The organism is Flavobacterium phragmitis, assembly GCF_900112575.1.
GTDB lineage: Bacteria > Bacteroidota > Bacteroidia > Flavobacteriales > Flavobacteriaceae > Flavobacterium > Flavobacterium phragmitis.
This window is the reverse complement of record NZ_FOMH01000003.1, coordinates 76,431-95,851: the sequence shown is the minus strand read 5'-3', so window position 1 is coordinate 95,851 and position 19,421 is coordinate 76,431. Positions and strand designations below refer to the sequence as shown.

The 19,421-nt window shown below is 33.0% G+C and carries 21 protein-coding genes; 3 read left to right on the top strand and 18 right to left on the bottom strand.

What is annotated here, in order from left to right:
• Positions 1–14 precede the first annotated feature (14 nt).
• The 6 genes from BM289_RS06090 to BM289_RS06065 all read right to left on the bottom strand — a co-directional run bounded on the left by BM289_RS06090 (position 15) and on the right by BM289_RS06065 (position 6,869).
• The gene (locus tag BM289_RS06090; RefSeq protein WP_091491729.1) at positions 15–809 is read right to left on the bottom strand and encodes a hypothetical protein; all 795 of its coding nucleotides are present in this window, start codon (positions 807–809) and stop codon (positions 15–17) included.
• Between the two features lie 121 nt (positions 810–930).
• Positions 931–2,259, bottom strand: a complete 1,329-nt coding sequence (locus BM289_RS06085) for an aldehyde dehydrogenase (protein WP_091491728.1) — start codon at positions 2,257–2,259, stop codon at positions 931–933.
• Positions 2,260–2,335: 76 nt separating this feature from the next.
• The gene (locus BM289_RS06080) at positions 2,336–3,025 is read right to left on the bottom strand and encodes an RluA family pseudouridine synthase (protein ID WP_091491726.1); all 690 of its coding nucleotides are present in this window, start codon (positions 3,023–3,025) and stop codon (positions 2,336–2,338) included.
• 177 nt (positions 3,026–3,202) lie between these two features.
• Positions 3,203–4,021: a 3-methyl-2-oxobutanoate hydroxymethyltransferase gene (gene panB, locus BM289_RS06075; protein WP_091491724.1), complete on the bottom strand. Its 819-nt coding sequence runs from the start codon at positions 4,019–4,021 to the stop codon at positions 3,203–3,205.
• Positions 4,022–4,072: 51 nt separating this feature from the next.
• The gene (locus BM289_RS06070; protein WP_091491722.1) at positions 4,073–5,263 is read right to left on the bottom strand and encodes an SH3 domain-containing protein; all 1,191 of its coding nucleotides are present in this window, start codon (positions 5,261–5,263) and stop codon (positions 4,073–4,075) included.
• Positions 5,264–5,441: 178 nt separating this feature from the next.
• Positions 5,442–6,869, bottom strand: a complete 1,428-nt coding sequence (locus BM289_RS06065; RefSeq protein WP_091491720.1) for an L-serine ammonia-lyase — start codon at positions 6,867–6,869, stop codon at positions 5,442–5,444.
• Positions 6,870–7,166: 297 nt separating this feature from the next.
• On the opposite strand from BM289_RS06065, the gene BM289_RS06060 reads away from it, so the two are divergent.
• From BM289_RS06060 to BM289_RS06050, 3 genes are read left to right on the top strand one after another with little or no spacing between them, the layout of a single operon-like run.
• Positions 7,167–9,314: a cation:proton antiporter gene (locus BM289_RS06060; protein WP_091491719.1), complete on the top strand. Its 2,148-nt coding sequence runs from the start codon at positions 7,167–7,169 to the stop codon at positions 9,312–9,314.
• Between the two features lie 18 nt (positions 9,315–9,332).
• Positions 9,333–9,761, top strand: coding sequence for an SMI1/KNR4 family protein (locus tag BM289_RS06055; RefSeq protein WP_091491717.1), 429 nt, complete (start codon positions 9,333–9,335; stop codon positions 9,759–9,761).
• A 15-nt stretch (positions 9,762–9,776) separates the two neighbouring features.
• On the top strand, positions 9,777–10,139 hold the full coding sequence (locus tag BM289_RS06050; RefSeq protein ID WP_091491715.1) for a VOC family protein: 363 nt from the start codon (positions 9,777–9,779) through the stop codon (positions 10,137–10,139).
• A 110-nt stretch (positions 10,140–10,249) separates the two neighbouring features.
• On the opposite strand, the gene BM289_RS06045 is transcribed toward BM289_RS06050, so the two are convergent.
• The 12 genes from BM289_RS06045 to BM289_RS05990 form a co-directional block, all read right to left on the bottom strand.
• On the bottom strand, positions 10,250–10,933 hold the full coding sequence (locus BM289_RS06045) for a 2'-5' RNA ligase family protein (RefSeq protein ID WP_091491706.1): 684 nt from the start codon (positions 10,931–10,933) through the stop codon (positions 10,250–10,252).
• A 7-nt stretch (positions 10,934–10,940) separates the two neighbouring features.
• Complete coding sequence (locus BM289_RS06040) at positions 10,941–11,309, bottom strand: iron chaperone (RefSeq protein ID WP_091491704.1); 369 nt, start codon at positions 11,307–11,309, stop codon at positions 10,941–10,943.
• Between the two features lie 398 nt (positions 11,310–11,707).
• Positions 11,708–12,175 (bottom strand): SRPBCC family protein, encoded by a 468-nt coding sequence (locus BM289_RS06035; protein WP_091491702.1) that lies wholly within the window; start codon positions 12,173–12,175, stop codon positions 11,708–11,710.
• A 137-nt stretch (positions 12,176–12,312) separates the two neighbouring features.
• Positions 12,313–13,500 carry a porin family protein gene (locus BM289_RS06030; RefSeq protein WP_091491701.1) on the bottom strand — a complete coding sequence of 396 codons (1,188 nt, stop codon included), beginning with the start codon at positions 13,498–13,500 and terminating at the stop codon, positions 12,313–12,315.
• A gap of 90 nt (positions 13,501–13,590) precedes the next feature.
• On the bottom strand, positions 13,591–14,172 hold the full coding sequence (locus BM289_RS06025) for an LOG family protein (RefSeq protein WP_091491699.1): 582 nt from the start codon (positions 14,170–14,172) through the stop codon (positions 13,591–13,593).
• Positions 14,173–14,261: 89 nt separating this feature from the next.
• Positions 14,262–14,786 (bottom strand): GNAT family N-acetyltransferase, encoded by a 525-nt coding sequence (locus tag BM289_RS06020; protein ID WP_091491698.1) that lies wholly within the window; start codon positions 14,784–14,786, stop codon positions 14,262–14,264.
• A gap of 51 nt (positions 14,787–14,837) precedes the next feature.
• Positions 14,838–15,962: a lactonase family protein gene (locus BM289_RS06015; protein WP_091491696.1), complete on the bottom strand. Its 1,125-nt coding sequence runs from the start codon at positions 15,960–15,962 to the stop codon at positions 14,838–14,840.
• A 126-nt stretch (positions 15,963–16,088) separates the two neighbouring features.
• Positions 16,089–17,192, bottom strand: coding sequence for an MBL fold metallo-hydrolase (locus BM289_RS06010; protein ID WP_091491695.1), 1,104 nt, complete (start codon positions 17,190–17,192; stop codon positions 16,089–16,091).
• Positions 17,193–17,615, bottom strand: coding sequence for a DUF1801 domain-containing protein (locus BM289_RS06005; RefSeq protein ID WP_091491693.1), 423 nt, complete (start codon positions 17,613–17,615; stop codon positions 17,193–17,195). It abuts the gene before it with no gap.
• Between the two features lie 7 nt (positions 17,616–17,622).
• Positions 17,623–18,666: a serine hydrolase domain-containing protein gene (locus BM289_RS06000; RefSeq protein WP_091491692.1), complete on the bottom strand. Its 1,044-nt coding sequence runs from the start codon at positions 18,664–18,666 to the stop codon at positions 17,623–17,625.
• A gap of 91 nt (positions 18,667–18,757) precedes the next feature.
• Positions 18,758–19,126: a nuclear transport factor 2 family protein gene (locus tag BM289_RS05995; RefSeq protein WP_091491690.1), complete on the bottom strand. Its 369-nt coding sequence runs from the start codon at positions 19,124–19,126 to the stop codon at positions 18,758–18,760.
• Between the two features lie 80 nt (positions 19,127–19,206).
• Positions 19,207–19,419, bottom strand: a complete 213-nt coding sequence (locus BM289_RS05990) for an ArsR family transcriptional regulator (protein WP_091491689.1) — start codon at positions 19,417–19,419, stop codon at positions 19,207–19,209.
• Positions 19,420–19,421 lie beyond the last annotated feature (2 nt).

The window sequence follows — 19,421 nt, the reverse complement described above, 5'->3', positions numbered from 1 at the left end:
ACAGTTTCTCTATTTTAATCTACATTATATTTTCCAATTGAATCAATTGAATCTTCTTCTTCATTCATTCCAAAAATTCCAAAATAAGTGGCATAAATCATAGAGCTGTTAAAAACGACAGTAAAAATAATTCCCACGCAGCACGCAAAAATACCAATTAATGAGCCGATAAAACCTATGATAAAGAATGCAAATATGTTTAGTGGATTTTTAGTTACAACAACAATACTTGATTTGATGGCGTCTATTGCATTCAAATTACCGAATACAACTAACGGAATCGATAAATACATAAAGTAAGATACCATAAAGGAAATTACGTTGCCAACATATAAAACTTCAAAACTCTCAATAAAATTAGAAAGAGCGGTTCCAACAAGAGCAGGAATAAAAGCAGCAACAAAAACTTGTCCAAAATAAGGAGCTCTGTAGTAGCTGAAAATTGTAGAAACATTGAATTCAATATCTTTATCTGCTGAATCTGCCATTTTAAGGAAACCTGCGCCAAAAGGAGCTGTGATTCCAGCAACTGCCGAAATAACAACAGTTTGTATGACAAGTTCTATTGCGGTAAATTTCTGGTTTTCTAAATCCAGTAAAAATTCCTTGGTAATGCTTCCTATTCCAAAATAAGCGACCATTACTCCTGCAAACGCCATTGCAAAAAGAATAGAAAAAACCAAGATGATAAGTCCAGAATAAAGGGCTATTTTTTTATAGTTTTCAAAGGCATGATTAAAAACGGTAGCAAAATCAAGGGAATAGCCATTTTTTTTAATGTCCTCAATTTGGGCAAGGGTAGATTTCATTTTTTACGTAAAATTGTTTTATTGACTTGTAATATTATATGGGTATCTTGACGTAAATATAATATTTTTAATCAATTCCGTATAAAAATCTATAAAACATTCTAAAATGATTTTAAATCCTTTACAGCCAGTCTAAAATTCGTCTGATTGAAGCCAATTTATCTTTGTAAGGAGCATAACGCATAGGTAAGTCGAGCCAATTACCTTTTTTGACAATAGCTTTATGATGAGAAAAAGTATCAAAGCTCAGCTGGCCGTGGTATGCGCCGATGCCGCTATGTCCAACACCGCCAAAAGGCAGTCTTTTATTAGAGAAATGAATCACGGTGTCGTTTACAGATCCGCCACCAAAAGAGTATTTGGTGATTAATTTTTTGGTAAACGAATTATTTTCACTGAAAATATAAAATGAAAGAGGTTTCTCATAACGGCTCACGACGTTTTCGATGTCATTTTCGGTTTCATAAGTGAGAATTGGTAAGATAGGGCCAAAGATTTCTTCTTTCATAACCGGACTTTTTAAATCGGGTTCTTCAAGTAAAGTAGGAGCGATATATAACTTGTTAGCGTCACTTTCGCCTCCAAACAACACATTTTCGTTTTGAATCATATTGGTTAAACGAAACCAATTTTTGGTATTAATAATTCTTGCAAAATCAGGTGATTTGTCTATTTTTTTTCCGTAGGCTTTGAGGATTTCTTCGATTAAATAGGTTATAAAATTGACTTTCATGTTTTTTTGAACCAAAACATAGTCGGGTGCGATACAAGTCTGTCCTGCGTTGATGAATTTTCCCCAGACAATTCGTTTTGCTGCAAGTTTTAAATCGGCAGTTTCATCAACTATACAAGGATTTTTTCCGCCTAATTCTAAGGTTACAGGAGTCAGGTTTTCGGCAGCAGCTTTGGCTACAATTTTTCCAACTGCGACACTTCCAGTAAAGAAAATATAATCCCAGCGCTGTGCTAATAATTTATTAGAAACTTCTACACCGCCCTCAAAAACTTCGACATGATTAATGTGAAATGTTTTTTCGATAATTTTTGCAATTATAGCCGATGTGTGTGGGGTAAGTTCTGATGGTTTTAAAGCAACTCTATTTCCAGCAGCAACAGCAGCAATAAGTGGACATAAAGCCAATTGAAAAGGATAATTCCAAGGAGCAATTATTAAAACATGTCCGTAAGGTTCTTTGTAAATATAATCGCTGGAAGGAAAATTAAGAAGAGAAGGAAAAACGCGTTTAGGTTTTGACCAAGTTGTAATGTTTTTGATCGTGTTTTTAAGGTCCGAAATAACATAACTTGTTTCTGTAACAACAGCTTCAAATTCTGGTTTTTTAAAGTCATCGTATAAGGCTTTGATAATCAAATCTTCATTTTTCTGAATGTTATGTAATAACTTTTTCAGTGTTTCCTTTCGATATCCGATGTCACTTTTATAATCCATTTTTACGATCAGCTTGTTTTTTCTCTATGCAAGTTAGTCGATAAAATTTAAAAAATTAACAATTAAATCATAAAAATCAGACAGCATTCCAAATTGGATCGTCTGGAGTAGGGGCAATAATTGTAATATTCTCTTTTGTAACAGGATGAACAAACGTTAGTTTTCTGGCATGAAGATGAATACCACCGTCAGGATTGCTTCTGTCTGCGCCATATTTTAAATCGCCTTTTATAGGAGATCCAATTGCAGTTAACTGAGCCCGAATTTGATGATGACGTCCTGTATGTAAATTGATTTCCAGCGCCGTATAATTTTGAAGTTCTTTGATTGTCGTATAATCCAAACTAGCTAATTTACTATCCGGAACTTCTTTTGAATGGGCTTTTGAAGTATTATTTTTTTCGTTTCTTTTTAAATAATGAACGAGTTTTGCTTTAGCTTCTTTCGGTTTGTTTTTCACAACTGCCCAATAAGTCTTTTTAGTTTCACGATTACTGAACAGTTCATTCATTCGAGACAAAGCTTTGCTTGTTCTGGCAAAAACCACAATTCCTGTTGTCGGTCTGTCCAAACGATGAATTACGCCCAAAAAAACATCTCCCGGTTTGTTGTATTTTTCTTTGATATATTCTCTCACAATATCAGACAGCGGTTTGTCACCCGTTTTGTCACCTTGAACAATATCACCAACACGTTTATTGACCACAATTAAGTGGTTGTCTTCATGAAGAATTTGGAGATTATTTTTATCTGAAAGAGTTTTCATTTTGGTGTGAAATTTAGACGGCAAAAAGTTAGGCTAAAGCCTGCCAGTAAGCTTAAAAATGAACCTCCAGCTAAAGCTGGAGGCAATTTATAAAACCTTTGTAACTTTGTCACTCTGAACCTTTGGAACTAAAAAAACTTAGTATCTTAGAACCTTAGCAACTTAGTATCTCAAAAATTAATATTGTTCTTTTTCGTTAGGGAAATCCTGAGACTTAACATCAGCAGCATATTGACCGATAGCTTTTGTCATTTCTTCGTATAAGTTTAAGTAACGACGCAAGAAACGCGGACTAAACTCATTATTCATACCTAACATATCGTGAATAACTAAAACTTGTCCGTCAACACCTCCACCAGCTCCAATTCCGATAACAGGAATCGAAATACTGTCTGCTACTTTTTTAGCAAGTTCTGCTGGTATTTTTTCCAAAACAACTGCAAAACATCCTACTTTTTCAAGCATTTGAGCGTCTTCGATTAATTTTTCAGCTTCTTCTTCTTCTTTTGCACGAACACTGTACGTACCGAATTTATAGATGGATTGAGGAGTTAAACCCAAATGTCCCATAACTGGAATTCCAGCATGTAATATCTTTTTAATAGATTCTTTAATTTCTTTTCCGCCTTCTAATTTCACTGCGTGTCCACCGCTTTCTTTCATTATTCTGATAGAAGAACGAAGTGCTTCTTTTGGGTCTGATTGGTAACTACCAAAAGGTAAATCTACTACAACCAAAGCTCTTTCGACAGCACGAACTACAGATGAAGCATGATAAATCATTTGATCTAGCGTAATTGGCAGTGTCGTTTCGTGACCCGCCATAACATTTGATGCAGAATCACCCACTAAAATTACATCGACACCAGCAGTGTCAACAATTTTTGCCATTGTATAATCGTAAGCCGTAAGCATAGAGATTTTTTCTCCATTGCTTTTCATTTCAATTAATGACTTTGTTGTGATTCTTTTATAATCTTTCTTTGCTACTGACATTTTATGTTTTTTTTGAATATGTAAAAGTATTGAATAATTGTAAATGAGGAATCAGCAATAATAGAATATTTCGATGGAAAATAATTTCCCTTCTTTGAATTCTAATCGGAATTGACTGTCTTCCATTAAGATAAAGTATTGATGTGGTGATTTTAACGAAGCTTCGACATAAGTTCCATATTTTTCAATGAAAGCTTTTTCAGACAGTGTATGATCCAAAACAGCGTTTGGATTGATAATAAATTTGTTGTTTTCGTTAATGAAAACTTTGATAATTTCGGCCTTATTTAGTTTCTCATCAACGGAAGCTTCTAAATCTGGATAATAATAAAATAGGTCACTAGAATACAAACCACATTCATCTGAAATACGAGTCTTTTTCGGTGGATTTCCAAAACTTTTAACCAATTGTATTTGTGTTAAATACAATGATTTTGTTTTAACGCCTTTTAATGAATATTCCGATTTCTGTATAAAAGAACTGATTTGTTCTGGCAGTTTATGTTTGGATAATGCTTTGGCTAAAGCCATGTTCAATTCCGTATCGGAGATTAATTTTGGATCGTTAATTTGTTTTACAACTTCATAATATCTTTGATATGCAGGAACCAAATCATTGTAATTGCTATTCCAAGCCAATTCAACAATTCTTTCGCTGAGTGTTTTGCGTTCAGGAATTGCATTGACATCTAGTTTGTCAAAATCTTTTATAAGCGTTTCTAAATTCGGTCTTTGTCCTAGAAATTTTTGAAGTGTAAATTTCGCATATTCTTCATTAAAACTCCCGTTGATATTAACCCATTCGTCTGGATTTACAGGAATGTAATTTACAGGAACAGGATCTCCATTGAAAAGGATTTCTCTAATTTTTGCATTTTTATCTGGTAGAGCTCTTGCTTTAAGTCCCGCAACAATTACAAAAAGATGATTGCCACCATAATAGGTGTCTCCGCCTTCTAAAATTGGATTTTCAGTATCTCTAACTTTTATGTCTCTAGCATTAAGGCTTTTGGCAATATATTTCTCTTGAATAAAACCTTCGTTAAAATTATCTGCCTGTATTTTGCACCAGCCATTTTGACTTTCTCCCAATAAACGAACTTCTGCTCCATACTTAAAATAACCTCTAAAAGAAGTCGAGTTAGGAGAAATATACAATCTTGTGTTTGAATTTAGAAAATAACGTTCTTGCGAATGAAGTAAAACAGAACAGAAAAAAAGTAAAAAGTAAAGTTTTTTCATGAAGTTGATTTATGGTTTTAGCCACAGATTAAAGGATTTACACAGATTTTTATTTCACGCAGATTTAAAAAGATTTAGGCAGATATATGCAGATTTTTTATTTTAAATCTGCTGAAATTTGCAAAATCTGCGTGAAAAATCATTTTTAATCCTTTTAATCTGTGGCCAACTTAAATTTTTAACAATCAGCCATATTTACTGCGACTGCAAGGCCTCCTTCTGAGGTTTCTTTGTATTTGGAATTCATGTCTTTTGCTGTTTCCCACATGGTATTGATTACTTTGTCTAATGGAACTTTAGCATTTTTAGAATCCGTTTCTAATGCCAGTTCAGCTGCGTTTATAGCTTTTATGGCTCCCATTGTATTTCTTTCAATGCAAGGAATCTGTACTAAACCACCAATTGGATCACAGGTTAAACCTAAATGATGTTCCATAGCAATTTCGGCTGCCATCAAAACCTGAGCAGGAGTACCACCCATTAATTCGCAAAGTGCAGCAGCAGCCATCGATGACGAAACGCCAATTTCTGCCTGACAGCCACCCATAGCAGCAGAAATGGTAGAGCCTTTTTTGAAAATACTTCCAATTTCTCCGGCAACCATTAGGAATTGTTTGATTTCTTTTTCGCCTGCATTGTGATTTTCAATTACCATATAATACATTAAAACAGCAGGAATAACACCAGAACTTCCGTTAGTCGGAGCCGTTACCACACGTCCTAAAGATGCATTTACTTCATTCACGGCCAATGCAAAACAGCTTACCCATTTTAAAATCTGGCGAAATTTAACTTCAGTTTTTCTAATTTCTTCCAGCCAGCTCTGAGGATCGGTATAATTAGATAATCCGATAAGATTTTGGTGCATATCAAAAGCCCTTCTGCGAACGTGAAGTCCGCCAGGAAGTATGCCTTCAGAATGACAACCAATATACATACATTCCAGCATGGTATTCCAAATACGCATTAATTCTGAATGTACTTCTGCTTCTGGACGCATTGAAATTTCGTTTTCATAAACGATTTCAGAAATTGATTTGTTTTCAGAAACGGTATAAGCTAATAATTCTGCAGCGTTTTGAACCGGATAAGGAAAGGCACATTTTATAGCTTCTTTTTGTTTAGCATTGGTACGTTCTTCTTTTACCACAAATCCGCCTCCAATAGAATAAAAAGTAGATTCGTATTCAGAATCATCCGATTTGTAAGCCGTAAATTTCAATCCATTGGCATGAAAAGGAAGGAAATCTTTATTGAAAACAATGTCTTGAAGAAAATAAAACGGAATCAGTTTCTGGTTTCCTAAATTGATTTCGTTGTTCGTTTCAATTTTTTTAATAATTCCTGCAATATCTTCAACCGGAATATATTCAGGATCTTGACCGCTCAAACCCAGCATAACGGCAAGATCTGTTGCATGGCCTTTTCCTGTTAAAGATAAAGAGCCGTATAAATCGACTTTTACTCTCGTAATATTTTCTAAAATTGCTTCCTCTTTAAGCTCTTCCAGAAAGCGTTCGGCAGCTCTCCAAGGTCCCAAAGTATGTGAGCTTGAAGGGCCAACGCCAATTTTAAGCATATCAAAAACTGAGATACATTCTTCCATTGTTCGTTTTTTGTTAAGACAAAGATAATTGAATAACGCAATGGATAGTTATTTTTGATTGTTAATCTTGAATATTTGTTAAAAAAAATATTAAATTTTAATAATTCAGCAATGAAATAAATTTAAATCCTTAATATGCAGTTTTCGTAGAAAGTTCGCGTTTTTTCGGTATTTTTGTAAAGAAACGATCTTAAAAAAACGACTCGATTCATTAATATTAATACTTCAGGGATTTTGTTCTAATTCAGAAAATGTCTTTTTACAAATTATAATACCACAAGAAGATAAAGTTACAATATGATAGAATTTTTCAAACATCTATTACAAGAATTCGAATTACCACTTAGCAATCCCGTATTGATTTTTTCGTTAATACTTTTTATAATTCTGCTTTCTCCAATTTTACTTAAAAAAATAAATATTCCAGGAATTATAGGTCTAATTATTTCGGGAGTTATTATTGGTCCACACGGATTAAATATTTTAGCAAAAAACTCAGCAGTCGATTTATTTTCGACCATCGGGCTTTTGTATATTATGTTTATTGCCGGTCTAGAATTGGATATGAATGAGTTTAAAGCCAATCGAAATAAGAGTTTACTATTTGGATTTTTTACTTTCATTTTACCGCTTTCGATAGGATTTCCAGTTTGTTTTTATTTGTTGCAATATGATTTTAATGCCAGTTTTTTAACGGCAAGTATGTTTGCAACACATACATTAGTAGCCTATCCGATTGTAAGTAAATTAGGAATTGCCAAAAATCAGGCCGTTGCCATTACGGTTGGAGGAACAATTTTGACCGATACTGCGGTTTTGATTATTCTTGCTGTAATTATGGGAAGTGCACAGGGAAGTCTAAATCAAGCTTTCTGGATTAAATTGACCATTTCATTGGCGATTTTTTCGGCCATTATGTTTTTGGTTATTCCAAGAATTGCTAAATGGTTTTTTAAAAAACTGGAAAGTGAAAAACATGCCCATTATATTTTTGTACTTTCTGTAGTTTTCTTTGCAGCCTTTTTAGCCGAAGTAGCAGGAGTAGAGCCTATTATTGGAGCATTCGTTGCAGGTTTGGCATTGAATCCTTTAATTCCGCATTCGTCAGCTTTGATGAATCGAATTGAATTTATTGGAAACTCGTTGTTTATTCCGTTTTTCTTAATTTCGGTAGGAATGCTGGTAGATGTAAGCGTGATTTTAAGCGGACCAACAGCTTTGATTGTAGCGGGAACGTTGAGCATTGTGGCTATTTTCGGAAAATGGATTGCAGCTTTTTTTACGCAGATTGTTTTTAAATATACGAGAACCGAAAGACAGCTTATTTTTGGATTGAGCAGTGCGCACGCTGCAGCAACTTTGGCCGTAATTCTAGTTGGTTTTAAAGCCAAAATCCTGGATGAAAACATCTTAAACGGAACGATTATCCTAATTCTGATTACGTGTATTGTAGCTTCTTTTGCTACTGAAAAAGCAGCTAAGAAAATTGCCATCTGCGAAGAAGAAATTTCACCGGAAGATCCAGGAAGAGACCAAATTTTGGATGAACATATTTTGATTCCATTGGCGAAAACCTCTGCTGCAGCAAGTTTATTAGATTTTGCACTTTTAATTAAGGATAAAAAATCTTCTAATCCAGTGACACTATTGACTATTGTTCCTAACAATAATCAGGCAGAAAAGAACATTCTAAAATACAGAAAAGCCGCTGATAAATTTGTCATTCAAGGTTCTGCTTCAGAAGTGAAAATTAATACAATTGCCAGAATCGATCATAATCCTGCAAGCGGAATTGCAAGAACTTCTAAGGAAATTATGTCGGATATTGTGATTGTTGGCTGGCCTAGAAAAACAGGTTTTATCGATAAAATTTTTGGAGAAAATGTAGATTCGATTATTAATAATGTTGATAAGAGTTTGTTCATCTGCCGATTTCAAAAGAATTTTATAGAAGAAAAAAGATTGGTTTTTGTTTGTCCGCCATTCTCAGAAAGAGGAGCTGGCTTCTTGGTATTATTGCAGAAAATCTGTCGTTTATCTCAGGAATTAAGTATTTCAATCGTAATTCATGCCGAATATAAAACTTACGAAACTATTCAGCAAATTGCTAATAATTTGAAGTTAAATGCCAAATTAGGATTTAAAAATGTTTCAGATTGGGAAGATTTTGAGTCTATTTCTGATGAAATGAAACCAACCGATTTAATTGTCTTCAATCTTTCAAGGAAAGGTTCTGTTTCATATCAATCGATTTTTGATAGATTGCCACAAAAAATTGAAAAGTTTTTCAATGACAATAATGTGATTTTGGTTTATCCGCAAGACGACCGTAAGGAAAGTGCCATGGATGCCTACGAAGATTTTACCGCATCGCCTTTGGCAAAAGGTATAGAAGCCATAGAACAAATTGGGCGTGGTTTGGGAAGTATTTTGAAGAAAGGGTAAAAACTTATTTATCATTTTATGACAGAAGAATTAAAAGGGATTTTTAGAAAGTATGATTTTCCAAAACGCGATGAGAATTCTTCGGTCGAGATTGAAGATATTCAAATGCATCTAAAATTTGATCTTCCGGAAGACTATGTTTTTTATGTCGAAAATTATTTAGGAATTGATCAATTTATTGGAGCTGAATTCATAAAACTTTGGAGTTTAGAGGAAATTATTGATGCTAATTTAGAGTATCATATTTTCGAAAAATTACCACAGACACTAGCTATCGGAACAAACGGAAGTGGTGAATTTATCGGAATTGAATTTGAGGATAATAATGGTATAAAAATTATTCTTTCTCCTTTTATGGATTTAAATACCCAGTATCATGTCGAAATCGGAAACTCATTTACTGATTTCCTTGTTAGACTTGATAATGGAATTGAATGGTTTTCATAATCTAAAATAACAAGTATGAATCACAACATAAAATCAATCCGTCCTTTTATAGGTTCTAAAAATTTTGAAATCTCAAGAAGTTTCTACCGTGATTTAGGTTTTGAAGAAATTGTTTTAGATGCAAAAATGTCTGTTTTTAAAGCAAATGAAACGGCTTTCTATCTTCAAGATGCTTACGTAAAAGACTGGATTGACAATACCATGATTTTTGTAGAAGTTGATGATGTAGAACGTTATTATAGTGAACTTTTATCTTTAAACCTTCCTCAAAAATATGAAGGAGCAAAGCTGACTCCAATTCGATATTTAGACTGGGGAAGTGAATGTTTTCTACACGATCCGTCAGGCGTTTTATGGCATTTTGGAAAGTTTAAATAATTTAATATTTGGTTTCGAAAAATTTGAGTAATAGGAAATCATTTGAAGCAATTTGACTTCAAAAGAGAATCGCTTAAATTCGTGAATTCGTGGCTAACAAAAAGAAAGACCTATCTCAATCCAAAATCACCCAAAACACGAGTAGTGCTTTTTCGCTGATACCAATCATTGTAAACTAATTCGATGCTTTTTACATCAAATTCTCCAAAATCATAATCGCGGAATTTTGCAGCAGTTTCAATTAGTTTTTTGGGATCATGAAGTTTGTCCTGAAAACGCATTATAGTCGAATGTGCCGTAGAAATTTCATATCGGCTGTCAATGCTTTGTTGCAGATTGGAATTTTTGAAGTTTTCACGAAGTCTGTTTCTTAAATTATTCAAAGTCTCATCACTTGGAAATCCCTGAATCATTATTGCTGATGGAGAAGCTGTTATACCTTTGTAATGAATTTTAATTTTATTGACATCCACAAGACTTCTACAGATCAATTCAATATATTCATTTGGTGAAATCATATTTAAATTGAACTCGGTAGAACATGAAATGATAGACATTACGGTGATATGAATGTCAGAATCTGGATAAAAATATTGCTCAGGTTCTACTTTTTTCAATTCATTGATAAAATGCTGTATATTGGCTTTTATTTCATCGTTTGGACGAATTAATAAAGTTATTCCGAACCGCGAATCAGATTCGTTTTTTATTTCTGAATCAATCACATATTTCCCTGTTGCAATAGTTTCAGAAGATGTTTTATAAAGTTGATTGTAGTGTTCGGTTAAATTCATTATTCGATTATTTCTTTTTTACTTTTTCAAGATTTTCTTTCACTCTAAATTTTACAATTTTCGTAATCAAATCATAAGGCATTTTTTCTTTCAACGGAAATTGTACAGAACCTTTTCCTGATTTATATTTTGACAACTCTTCTCTAAAAGCTTCATGACCACTTGGAAGTGCATAAAGTCCGATATGGTTTTTGAAAGCAGCAAAATAAACCACAATTCCGTTCTGCTCAAACGCTGGCATCGAATAACTGATTTTTTCTTTGGCTTCGGGTGCTGCTTTTTGAATTGTCATTCGGACTTTCTCCAAAATTTCCTGAACATCATTGGGAAATCCGCCAATGTATTCGTCTATATTTTCGGGTTTCTTTGTTTCCATTCGGGCTAAAAATTAATTTAAAGTTTGTTTTGTTTAGAATCTCGCAAAGTCGCTAAGTCGCAAAAGTTGTTTTTACACGATTATATAAAAAAATCTTTGCGCCTTAGCGTCTTTGCAAGACTAATTCGCAACAGTATAAAAACTTCGCGTGCTTTGCGTAAATCTCTTGCGTTCTTTGCGGTTAAATCAGTTTGTGTTTTTTACCGCAAAGTACGCTAAGTTATTTTTAATTGCTAGACTAAGCATTATCTATATATTAAGTTCGCAAAGCTTTGTATAGATAATGCTTTGCGAACTTTTTCATTTAATGATTCTCAAAAAAAACTTCGCGTACTTTGCGTAAATCTTTGCGCTCTTTGCGGTAAAAAAAACACACAGATTTTGCGGTTAAATTTATTTTAAGCTAATCCTTTCGGGAATCTATCTAATACTAAATTCAATTGTAAATTATGTTCTAAAAATGCTTTAGCTCCAGCTAAAACCAATGTAAATCCTTCAGTAGAATTACGAACCTGATCTATTATTTTGTCTGAGTCTCCTTGAAAGCCCGAATTGGTAACACTTACAAAAGTTTCATTTTCGTTCAACGGATTAAAAATCCATTCAACTAAAGTAAGTTCATCGGGATTTCCCCATTCAATAACAATTTTTTTATTTTCTTGTAAAACCAAAGTTTTAACCGAAAGCGAAAAACCATACATTTCCCATGTCCATTCGGTTTTTTGGTTTTCTTCTAATTTTCCGGATCCTTTTGTAAACCAAAATTTACTCGTAATCTGTGGGTCAATAAAAGCTTTAAAAACTTCTGAAACAGGTTTCCGAATTAGCATTTCGGCCTTTGCAAATTTGTTATTTTCTGTTTTCATGATTAGTGTAAAATATGTGAGGTAATAGTAAGTTATTTTTTGGACTTCTAATTTAAGAAAGAAAATTTTAAAATTAGGATAAAAAAAATCCAGACAAGATTTTTCTCATCTGGATTAATGCTATTTAAATTAAACCTTTAGAATATTGTATATCCAAAAATGATAGAGGTCGATGCGAGTTTTGATGAAAAATAAACCCCTTCGTTGAGAATATCTTTTGTAGAGTATCTTAATTCTAAACTATATTTGTTTTTGTATTTATAACCAAGCCCCATTGCTATAGACTTAGTACTTCTAACATCTAAATTACCAAAAGGAGGAAATTTAACTTCTGAATTTAACTGAAATTCTACTATATATTGAAAATTCACAAAGAGTTTAGAATTGTTGTTTAAGAAGGAATAATATCTAATTCCCAAAGGTAATTCAATAGATTTGTAGTCAATAGATACATTTGCATTTCTTACTGTTTTTTCATCACTGTAAGATTGATAAGTAGGTTCTACAATAAAAGCCCATTTGTTTCTATTAAAGCCAAAAATAAATTCAGCCTCTACGCCTAATCTTACTTGCGTTTTATTGTCAAAATCTACATCGTATACAGATGTGTTTTGTCTTTTTATTGATGCTTTACTGTTGCTTATTCCCCCGCGAACATTTAAGTTGAATAAATCTTTTTTCTCTTTGACTTCTGTTGTTTCAATTTTTGGATCGATTGAATGATTATATTTCGAAAAAAACGCAACTAACTTATCTTTACTATATGTTAGATTCTTAATGTTTTTGTCAGAAATAGAATTGTCTTGCAAAGCATTTGCGAGCTGTTGTTTGTAATGGTTGTTATGACCAATTTCTGATTCGTTAATCTTATAGCTTTTATAAACTAATTGGGTTATTGCTACATCATCGGTTTTAAAGAAAAATCTTTTTAGGTCGTTTTCATCATATTGGTACAAACTTGCTTTTCCTTCAACTAAGACCTTTAAAAATAATGTTTCTTCATTGAATTCAGGATTTTTAACATAACTCATATTACGCATAATTTCACTGGATCTATCAATTTTTACAGTATATCTCTGATATTTTGTGTCGTTTTCAAAACCAAATTCTTTGACTTGCTGAATAGTTAAAGTTTGCGGTTGTTCAGTCTCTGTAAGTTTATATTGAAATTCCTTTGGTGTTTTTATCCAATCCTGATTTCTAATTAAACAGTTGACTTTTGTGTTGTTGTTATCAATGTAGTAGGCTTTTTCGAAAACAATTTGAGAGTAGGAATGAAAGCTTAAGAAAGAAAGTAAAATTAATAAAGTTAGTTTTTTAATCATTTTGGGTTAGTTTGAAATTTTTGAATTTAAATGTTATTCGCGGGCAAATATATAAGAATTTTCATTTAAATAATCTCAAAAAAAAACTTTTTAAGTTTTATCTTTCTCAATCCATTTTCCAACTATTGGTGGCGTATAATTTCTCATTTGATGTAGCAAATCATCAATACTATCACTCACTAAAAGCATTTCTCTATTTACTTCTTTAAGCAACCCTTTGGAAGTCATGGTTTTAAGTAATTCCATAAGAGAGTCATAAAAACCATTAACATTCAAAACGGCAATAGGTTTTTTATGAAGTCCTAATTGTGCCCAAGTCAGCATTTCGAAAAGTTCTTCGAGAGTTCCAAAACCGCCTGGCAGAGCAATTACGCCGTCGCATAAATCGTTCATTTTGGTTTTTCTTTCATGCATACTTTCAACCAAAATTAATTCGGTTAAACCCAAATGTGCAATTTCTTTTGATCTCAAAAAGTTTGGGAGAACGCCAATTACTTTTCCGCCAGCACTTAAAGCACCGTCTGCAACAGCGCCCATTAAACCTACGTTTGCGCCTCCGTAAACTAATTCGATATTTTGTTCTGCAAGTGTTTTTCCTAATGCGGTTGCTTGCTCTTCATATATTTTTTCTGTACCAAAACTAGAGGCACAGAATACTGTAATTCTTTTCATTTTTTATTATTAAATGTTATGAGTTATGAGTTATGAGTTATGCGTTAATGGTTCAAACTCGTAACTCATAACTCATAACCTTTAACGTATTACTTTTTTAATTCATATTCAAAATAAGGCATATCAATTCCATTTGCTGTTAGAATCATGTCTCTTACCTTTTCAGCTCCAAGTTTTAGAACGGCTTTTTGAGATCGGAAGTTTTCGGCTCCGACATGGAAAAATATTGAATCAACATACTGAAAGGCATAATCAATCAGAAGTTTTTTATTTGATTTATTGTAAGGACCACCCCAAAATTTACGAGCTAGAAAAGTATATCCAATTGCAACACTAGATTTTTCGGGATTGTACTCATAAAAACGAGTTGTGCCTATTATTTCGTTTGTTTGTTTATCAAGAATTAAAAATGAACCTTTTGAATTTATAGCCATTTCAAAAAAAGCAGTAAAACCTTCTCTATGATACCTGTCTTTTGAAGGATGTTGTTCCCAAATTAAAGGGTCTGAGGCAACTTTGAACAATTCTTCAAAATGTTTTTCTTCTAACGGAATCAATTTTGTGATTTCGTTTTCTAAGATATCAGGCTGTAAATTGAAATTTGATGTTGTCATTTTTATAGTTTTTGTGGTTTCTTTTTTGGTTAGTTTGTCAGAATGAAAAAATTAAATCCTTTTGATCTGAACACAGGAAACGTTTTCCATTTTTACTTCTTTTCCAGCTTTTTTCAATAATCCTGTTTTTGGGTCTCTCTTAAAAACAATTACATTTCCTGTTTGAACATTCGATGCAACTAAAAATTTTCCGCTTTCATCAATGGCAAAAACTCTCGGATGTTTTCCTAAAGTAGATTGATACCCAATGTTTTTCAACAATCCTTTTTCGTCTATTGAGAAAATTGCAATGTTGTTTTCTTTTCCTCTGTTTGTAGCGTAAAGAAATTTTCCGTCTGGCGAAATGTGAACGTCTGAACTTTCAAAACCATCTTTAATTTTCTCAGGATGCGTGGCAATACGCTGGATTTTATTTAAAACTCCATTTTCATAATTATAAACACTTATTTGTCCTGCCATTTCTTCAATACAATATCCAAATTTTTGATTAGGATGAAAAGTAAAATGTCTCGGGCCAGCTTCTAAATCGGTTTTGGTGAATGGATTTTTCGTTTCCACTAAAGGTTTTTTCTGGTTTTTATCAAAAGCATAACAACGAATTTTATCAGCTCCTAAATCGGGTAAAAACAAATAATCGCATTCAGGCGAAAATACAGCCGAATGAACGTGCGATCTGGTTTGTCTTTCTTTATGTGCACTTCCCTCCATATATTGGAAATTCTGTGCAATCGAATCAATTTTACCATTTTCTAAAATCGGAAAAACAGAAACACTTCCTTCTGTATAATTAGCATTTGCAATCCATTTTCCGCTTTTATGAACCGAAACATAAACAGGGTTTTCGCCACCGCTTCGCTGACTGTTTAGAAAAGTCAGAGTTTTATTTGAAGGATTAAATTCAAAACTGCTGATACTTCCTGCATTTGGTGTTTTGGTATCGGTACAGGCATAAACGTATTTTCCGTTTGGTGAAACCGTTAAATAAGAAGGATTGATGATATTTTTAACCGAAGTGAATTTTGTCAATTTCCCATTTATAGTATCCAATTGATACACCTGAATCGCTTCTGCCGATTTATCACGATTGTATGATCCTAGAAAGACATAAGTGTTCTGTGAAAACAGATTACAACTAAGGAGAAAGGTTATGGTTATTATGAGGTTTTTTAGGTTCATTTTTAGTTTTTTTGTTTCAGGTTTCAGGTTTCAGGTTTCAAGTTTGACCGAATTGTCAGGCTGAGCGAAGTCGAAGCCCCGTTCCAATTGGAATGCCCTTCGACTCCGCTCAGGGTGACATTGCAATTAACGAATATTACGCCACCATTGCTTAAATTCCTGTTTTTCGTTTTTCAGTTCCACTTTTTCGCCAATCATTGGGGTTATTAATGGAACAGGATTTTCGCTTAAACTATTTAGTTCGGTTACTTTGATTAAAGGTGCATCCCAAGAATGTAGTGAAAGAGCAAATTTAGACGAATGAACTGGAAATACTCTTTTTGCTTTCAAGTCTTTTATGGCTTTTATAACGTCTTCGGGCATATTGTGAATGTATTTCCATTTTTCGTTGTATTGGCCATTATCCAGTAAAGCAATATCAAACGGACCGTATTTTTCGCCTATTTCTGCAAAATGTTTATCATAACCGCTGTCTCCACCCAGATACATTTTGAAATCTTTAGTTTCTAAAATAAAAGAAGTCCAAAGCGTGTTGCATCTTTTAAAACTTCTTCCAGAGAAATGTCTGGAAGGTGCGGTATGAAGCGTTAAATTTTCATCCAGTTCTATTGTAGAAAACCAGTCTTTTTCAATAATATTTTCAGCTGGAAATCCCCAGAATTCAAAATGAGAACCAACTCCAAGAGCTGTGATTATTTTTTTTGTTTTCGGTTTTAATTTTAAAATCGTCTCATAATCCAAATGGTCATAATGATCGTGGGTAATCAATAAATAATCAATTTCAGGAAGATCATCAACCGTATAAACATCACTTCCTTTGAATGATTTTGTAGTACCTGGAATAGGAGAGGCATTGCCACTGAAAACAGGATCAATTAAAAAACGTTTTCCTTCAAGCTGAATAAAATATGATGAATGCCCGAACCAAACCAGGACATCCAGATCAATTGGTAATTCATGTAAATTGGTTTTTACGGACGGAATTAAATCGGTTGGGGTTTTTCGATCTACTTTTTTAAAGAAAAATTCAAACAAAACTCCAGTCATGCTTGCTCCTTCGGCAAGATCGGGGGTAAAGCTCTGATTTTCGAATTTCCCGTTTTTATATTGAGGCGAATTCTGAATTAAAGTCAGTCTTTCCCCAGAAGGTGCTTTTCCGAATTTTGGGTGTTCTAAAAATCGGTAAAGAGCAAATGCTATTAGTGCTAATAGAATTAAAAATGTAATCATTTATTTGGAGGGATATAATTTTTGAGTAAATTCTTTCGACAGTAAAATTATCTTTTTTAAGATTTCCATGTCGATATCAGCTAATTTTTTGATGTAAATGCAAGCTTTAGAGGAAGTATGTTTTCCTAGTTTTGGTAAAAGTTCTTCTCTTTCTTTTTCAGGAAGATAAAAATAAACTGTCATGGCTGTTTTTCTTGGCGAAAACCCAGCTAAAGGTGCATCGCCTTCATGTCCGCTATCATATTTGTAATGATAACTTCCGAAACCAATGATGCTTGGTCCCCACATTTTGGGTTCAAAACCAGTTATTTCCTGTATAATTTTAAGAAGTTCAAAAGCGTCGTTTCTTTTGGCTTCATTTTCAACAGTATTAATAAAATCGGTAACGCTGTTTGTGGTTTCGGTGGTTTTATTGACAGCCATTTTGAGTTTATTTTTTATTTAATAAATCACTTTTAAAAAGAATGTTTTTGATTTTAAATTCTGATGCATAAAACAAATTAGAATCTTCAGGCATCTGATTTTCTAAAACAATCAAACTGACATCACTTTCGGGGAAATACAAATTTACAGCAGAAAATCCGTTACCAAGACCAGTATGCCCAAAATATTTTATGGGTTCTTTTTCGATAATTCTTAAACCATAACCATAGCCTTCTTTCTCTTTGCCAAAGAAATTATGCTGATTTTTAATCGTATATGATGTCATCAATTTGTATGATTCGGGTTTTAGAATTTTTCCTTTATGAAGGTTATTATTCCAGATTAAAAGATCATTAACAGTAGAAATAAGACCGCTCGAAGGCACTTTGTAAGGTGATATTAAATTATTCTCCTCTTTTTCTAAAGTACCACTATTATTCATATATCCAGTAACTAAATTCCTGTCTTTATCATTTGAATAACAAAAGGTATTGTTCATTTTAAGCTTTTTGAACAAATTACTAGCCAGTTCTGAATAACTTTTCTTTGACACAGATTCCAGAATCTGACCGAGTATTGGATAACCTTCATTACCATATTTAAAATCACTTCCAGGTTTAAAAAGCAAAGGTTTTTGTAAATCAGTGATCCCATGCGAATGATTTAATAACTGATGAATTGTTATAGTATCTGCCCATGTTTGTTTTAAATTGGGAAGGTATTTTTTTATTGGAGTATGAAGATCAATTTTACCTTTTTCAACTTCTTTCAAAATCAAAGCAGCCGTAATTTGTCTGGTAAGTGACATGATTTCAAATTGACTGTCTAATGTCAAAGATTTTTTAGTCTCAAAATTCGAATATCCTTTAGTTTTCGAATATACTATTTTGCCATTTTGCGAAATAAGTACAACGCCGTTAAAAACTGGATTGGTGGTATTTTGAATTAAGCTGTCAATGCTTTTTTTGTAATCGTCTTTTTTTTGTGCCGATGAATGAAAGCTGGAAAGAATAAAAAGTAATAATAAGGAGATTTTAGGAATAAAGTTCATTTTGTTTTTTTAGTTTATAGTCGCAGTTTACAGTCACAGTCTCAGTCTCAGTTGCAGTTTGCGGTTTATAACTGCAAACTGAGACTGCAAACTAAAACATTCCATTTTCGTTAATAGTTTCTTTCGGAATTGGCTGTCCTAAATCCCAAAGTTCTACGATTTTATCCTCTTTGAATTTTAGGATGTGAACTACAGCAAAACCAATGTCTGTGGGACTTTGTTTTAAGTGCGAATGTACCGCAACCAAATTTTCGTCTTCGAGTATATGATGAATTTTAAAAATCTTGTTCGGATTTGTTCGTGCTGATTCTTCCATGGCGAGCATTAAAGTTTGTGCGTCGCCTTTGAAATGAGCGTTATGATGTTTGAAATTCTTTCCGATATATAATCGAAAACCTTCGTGAGAATGCCCTTTTGCGGCAAGATTCAGGAAGTTTCTAGCGATTTCTTTCTTAGTCATAATTCAATGATTTTAAAGCTAACTAAGGTATGAAATTCAGCGCTATAATTATTGCAGAAAAGGAATTGAATTTTATAAAATTAAATGGCTTCCGATTTGATTTTTGAAAGGTCTATACCGAGTTTAGTGAGTTCTTTTTCTCCCAATTCGGTAATATAAAAATGTTTATCTGAAGCAGATTTTTTGGCAATCCATTTTTTGTCGGTAAAGTTTTCCAAAAGCAATTCACCTAGTTTGCCACCTAAATGCTCATAGCATTTTTTGGCAGGTTTTATAGAAGATTCGGTACTCATGA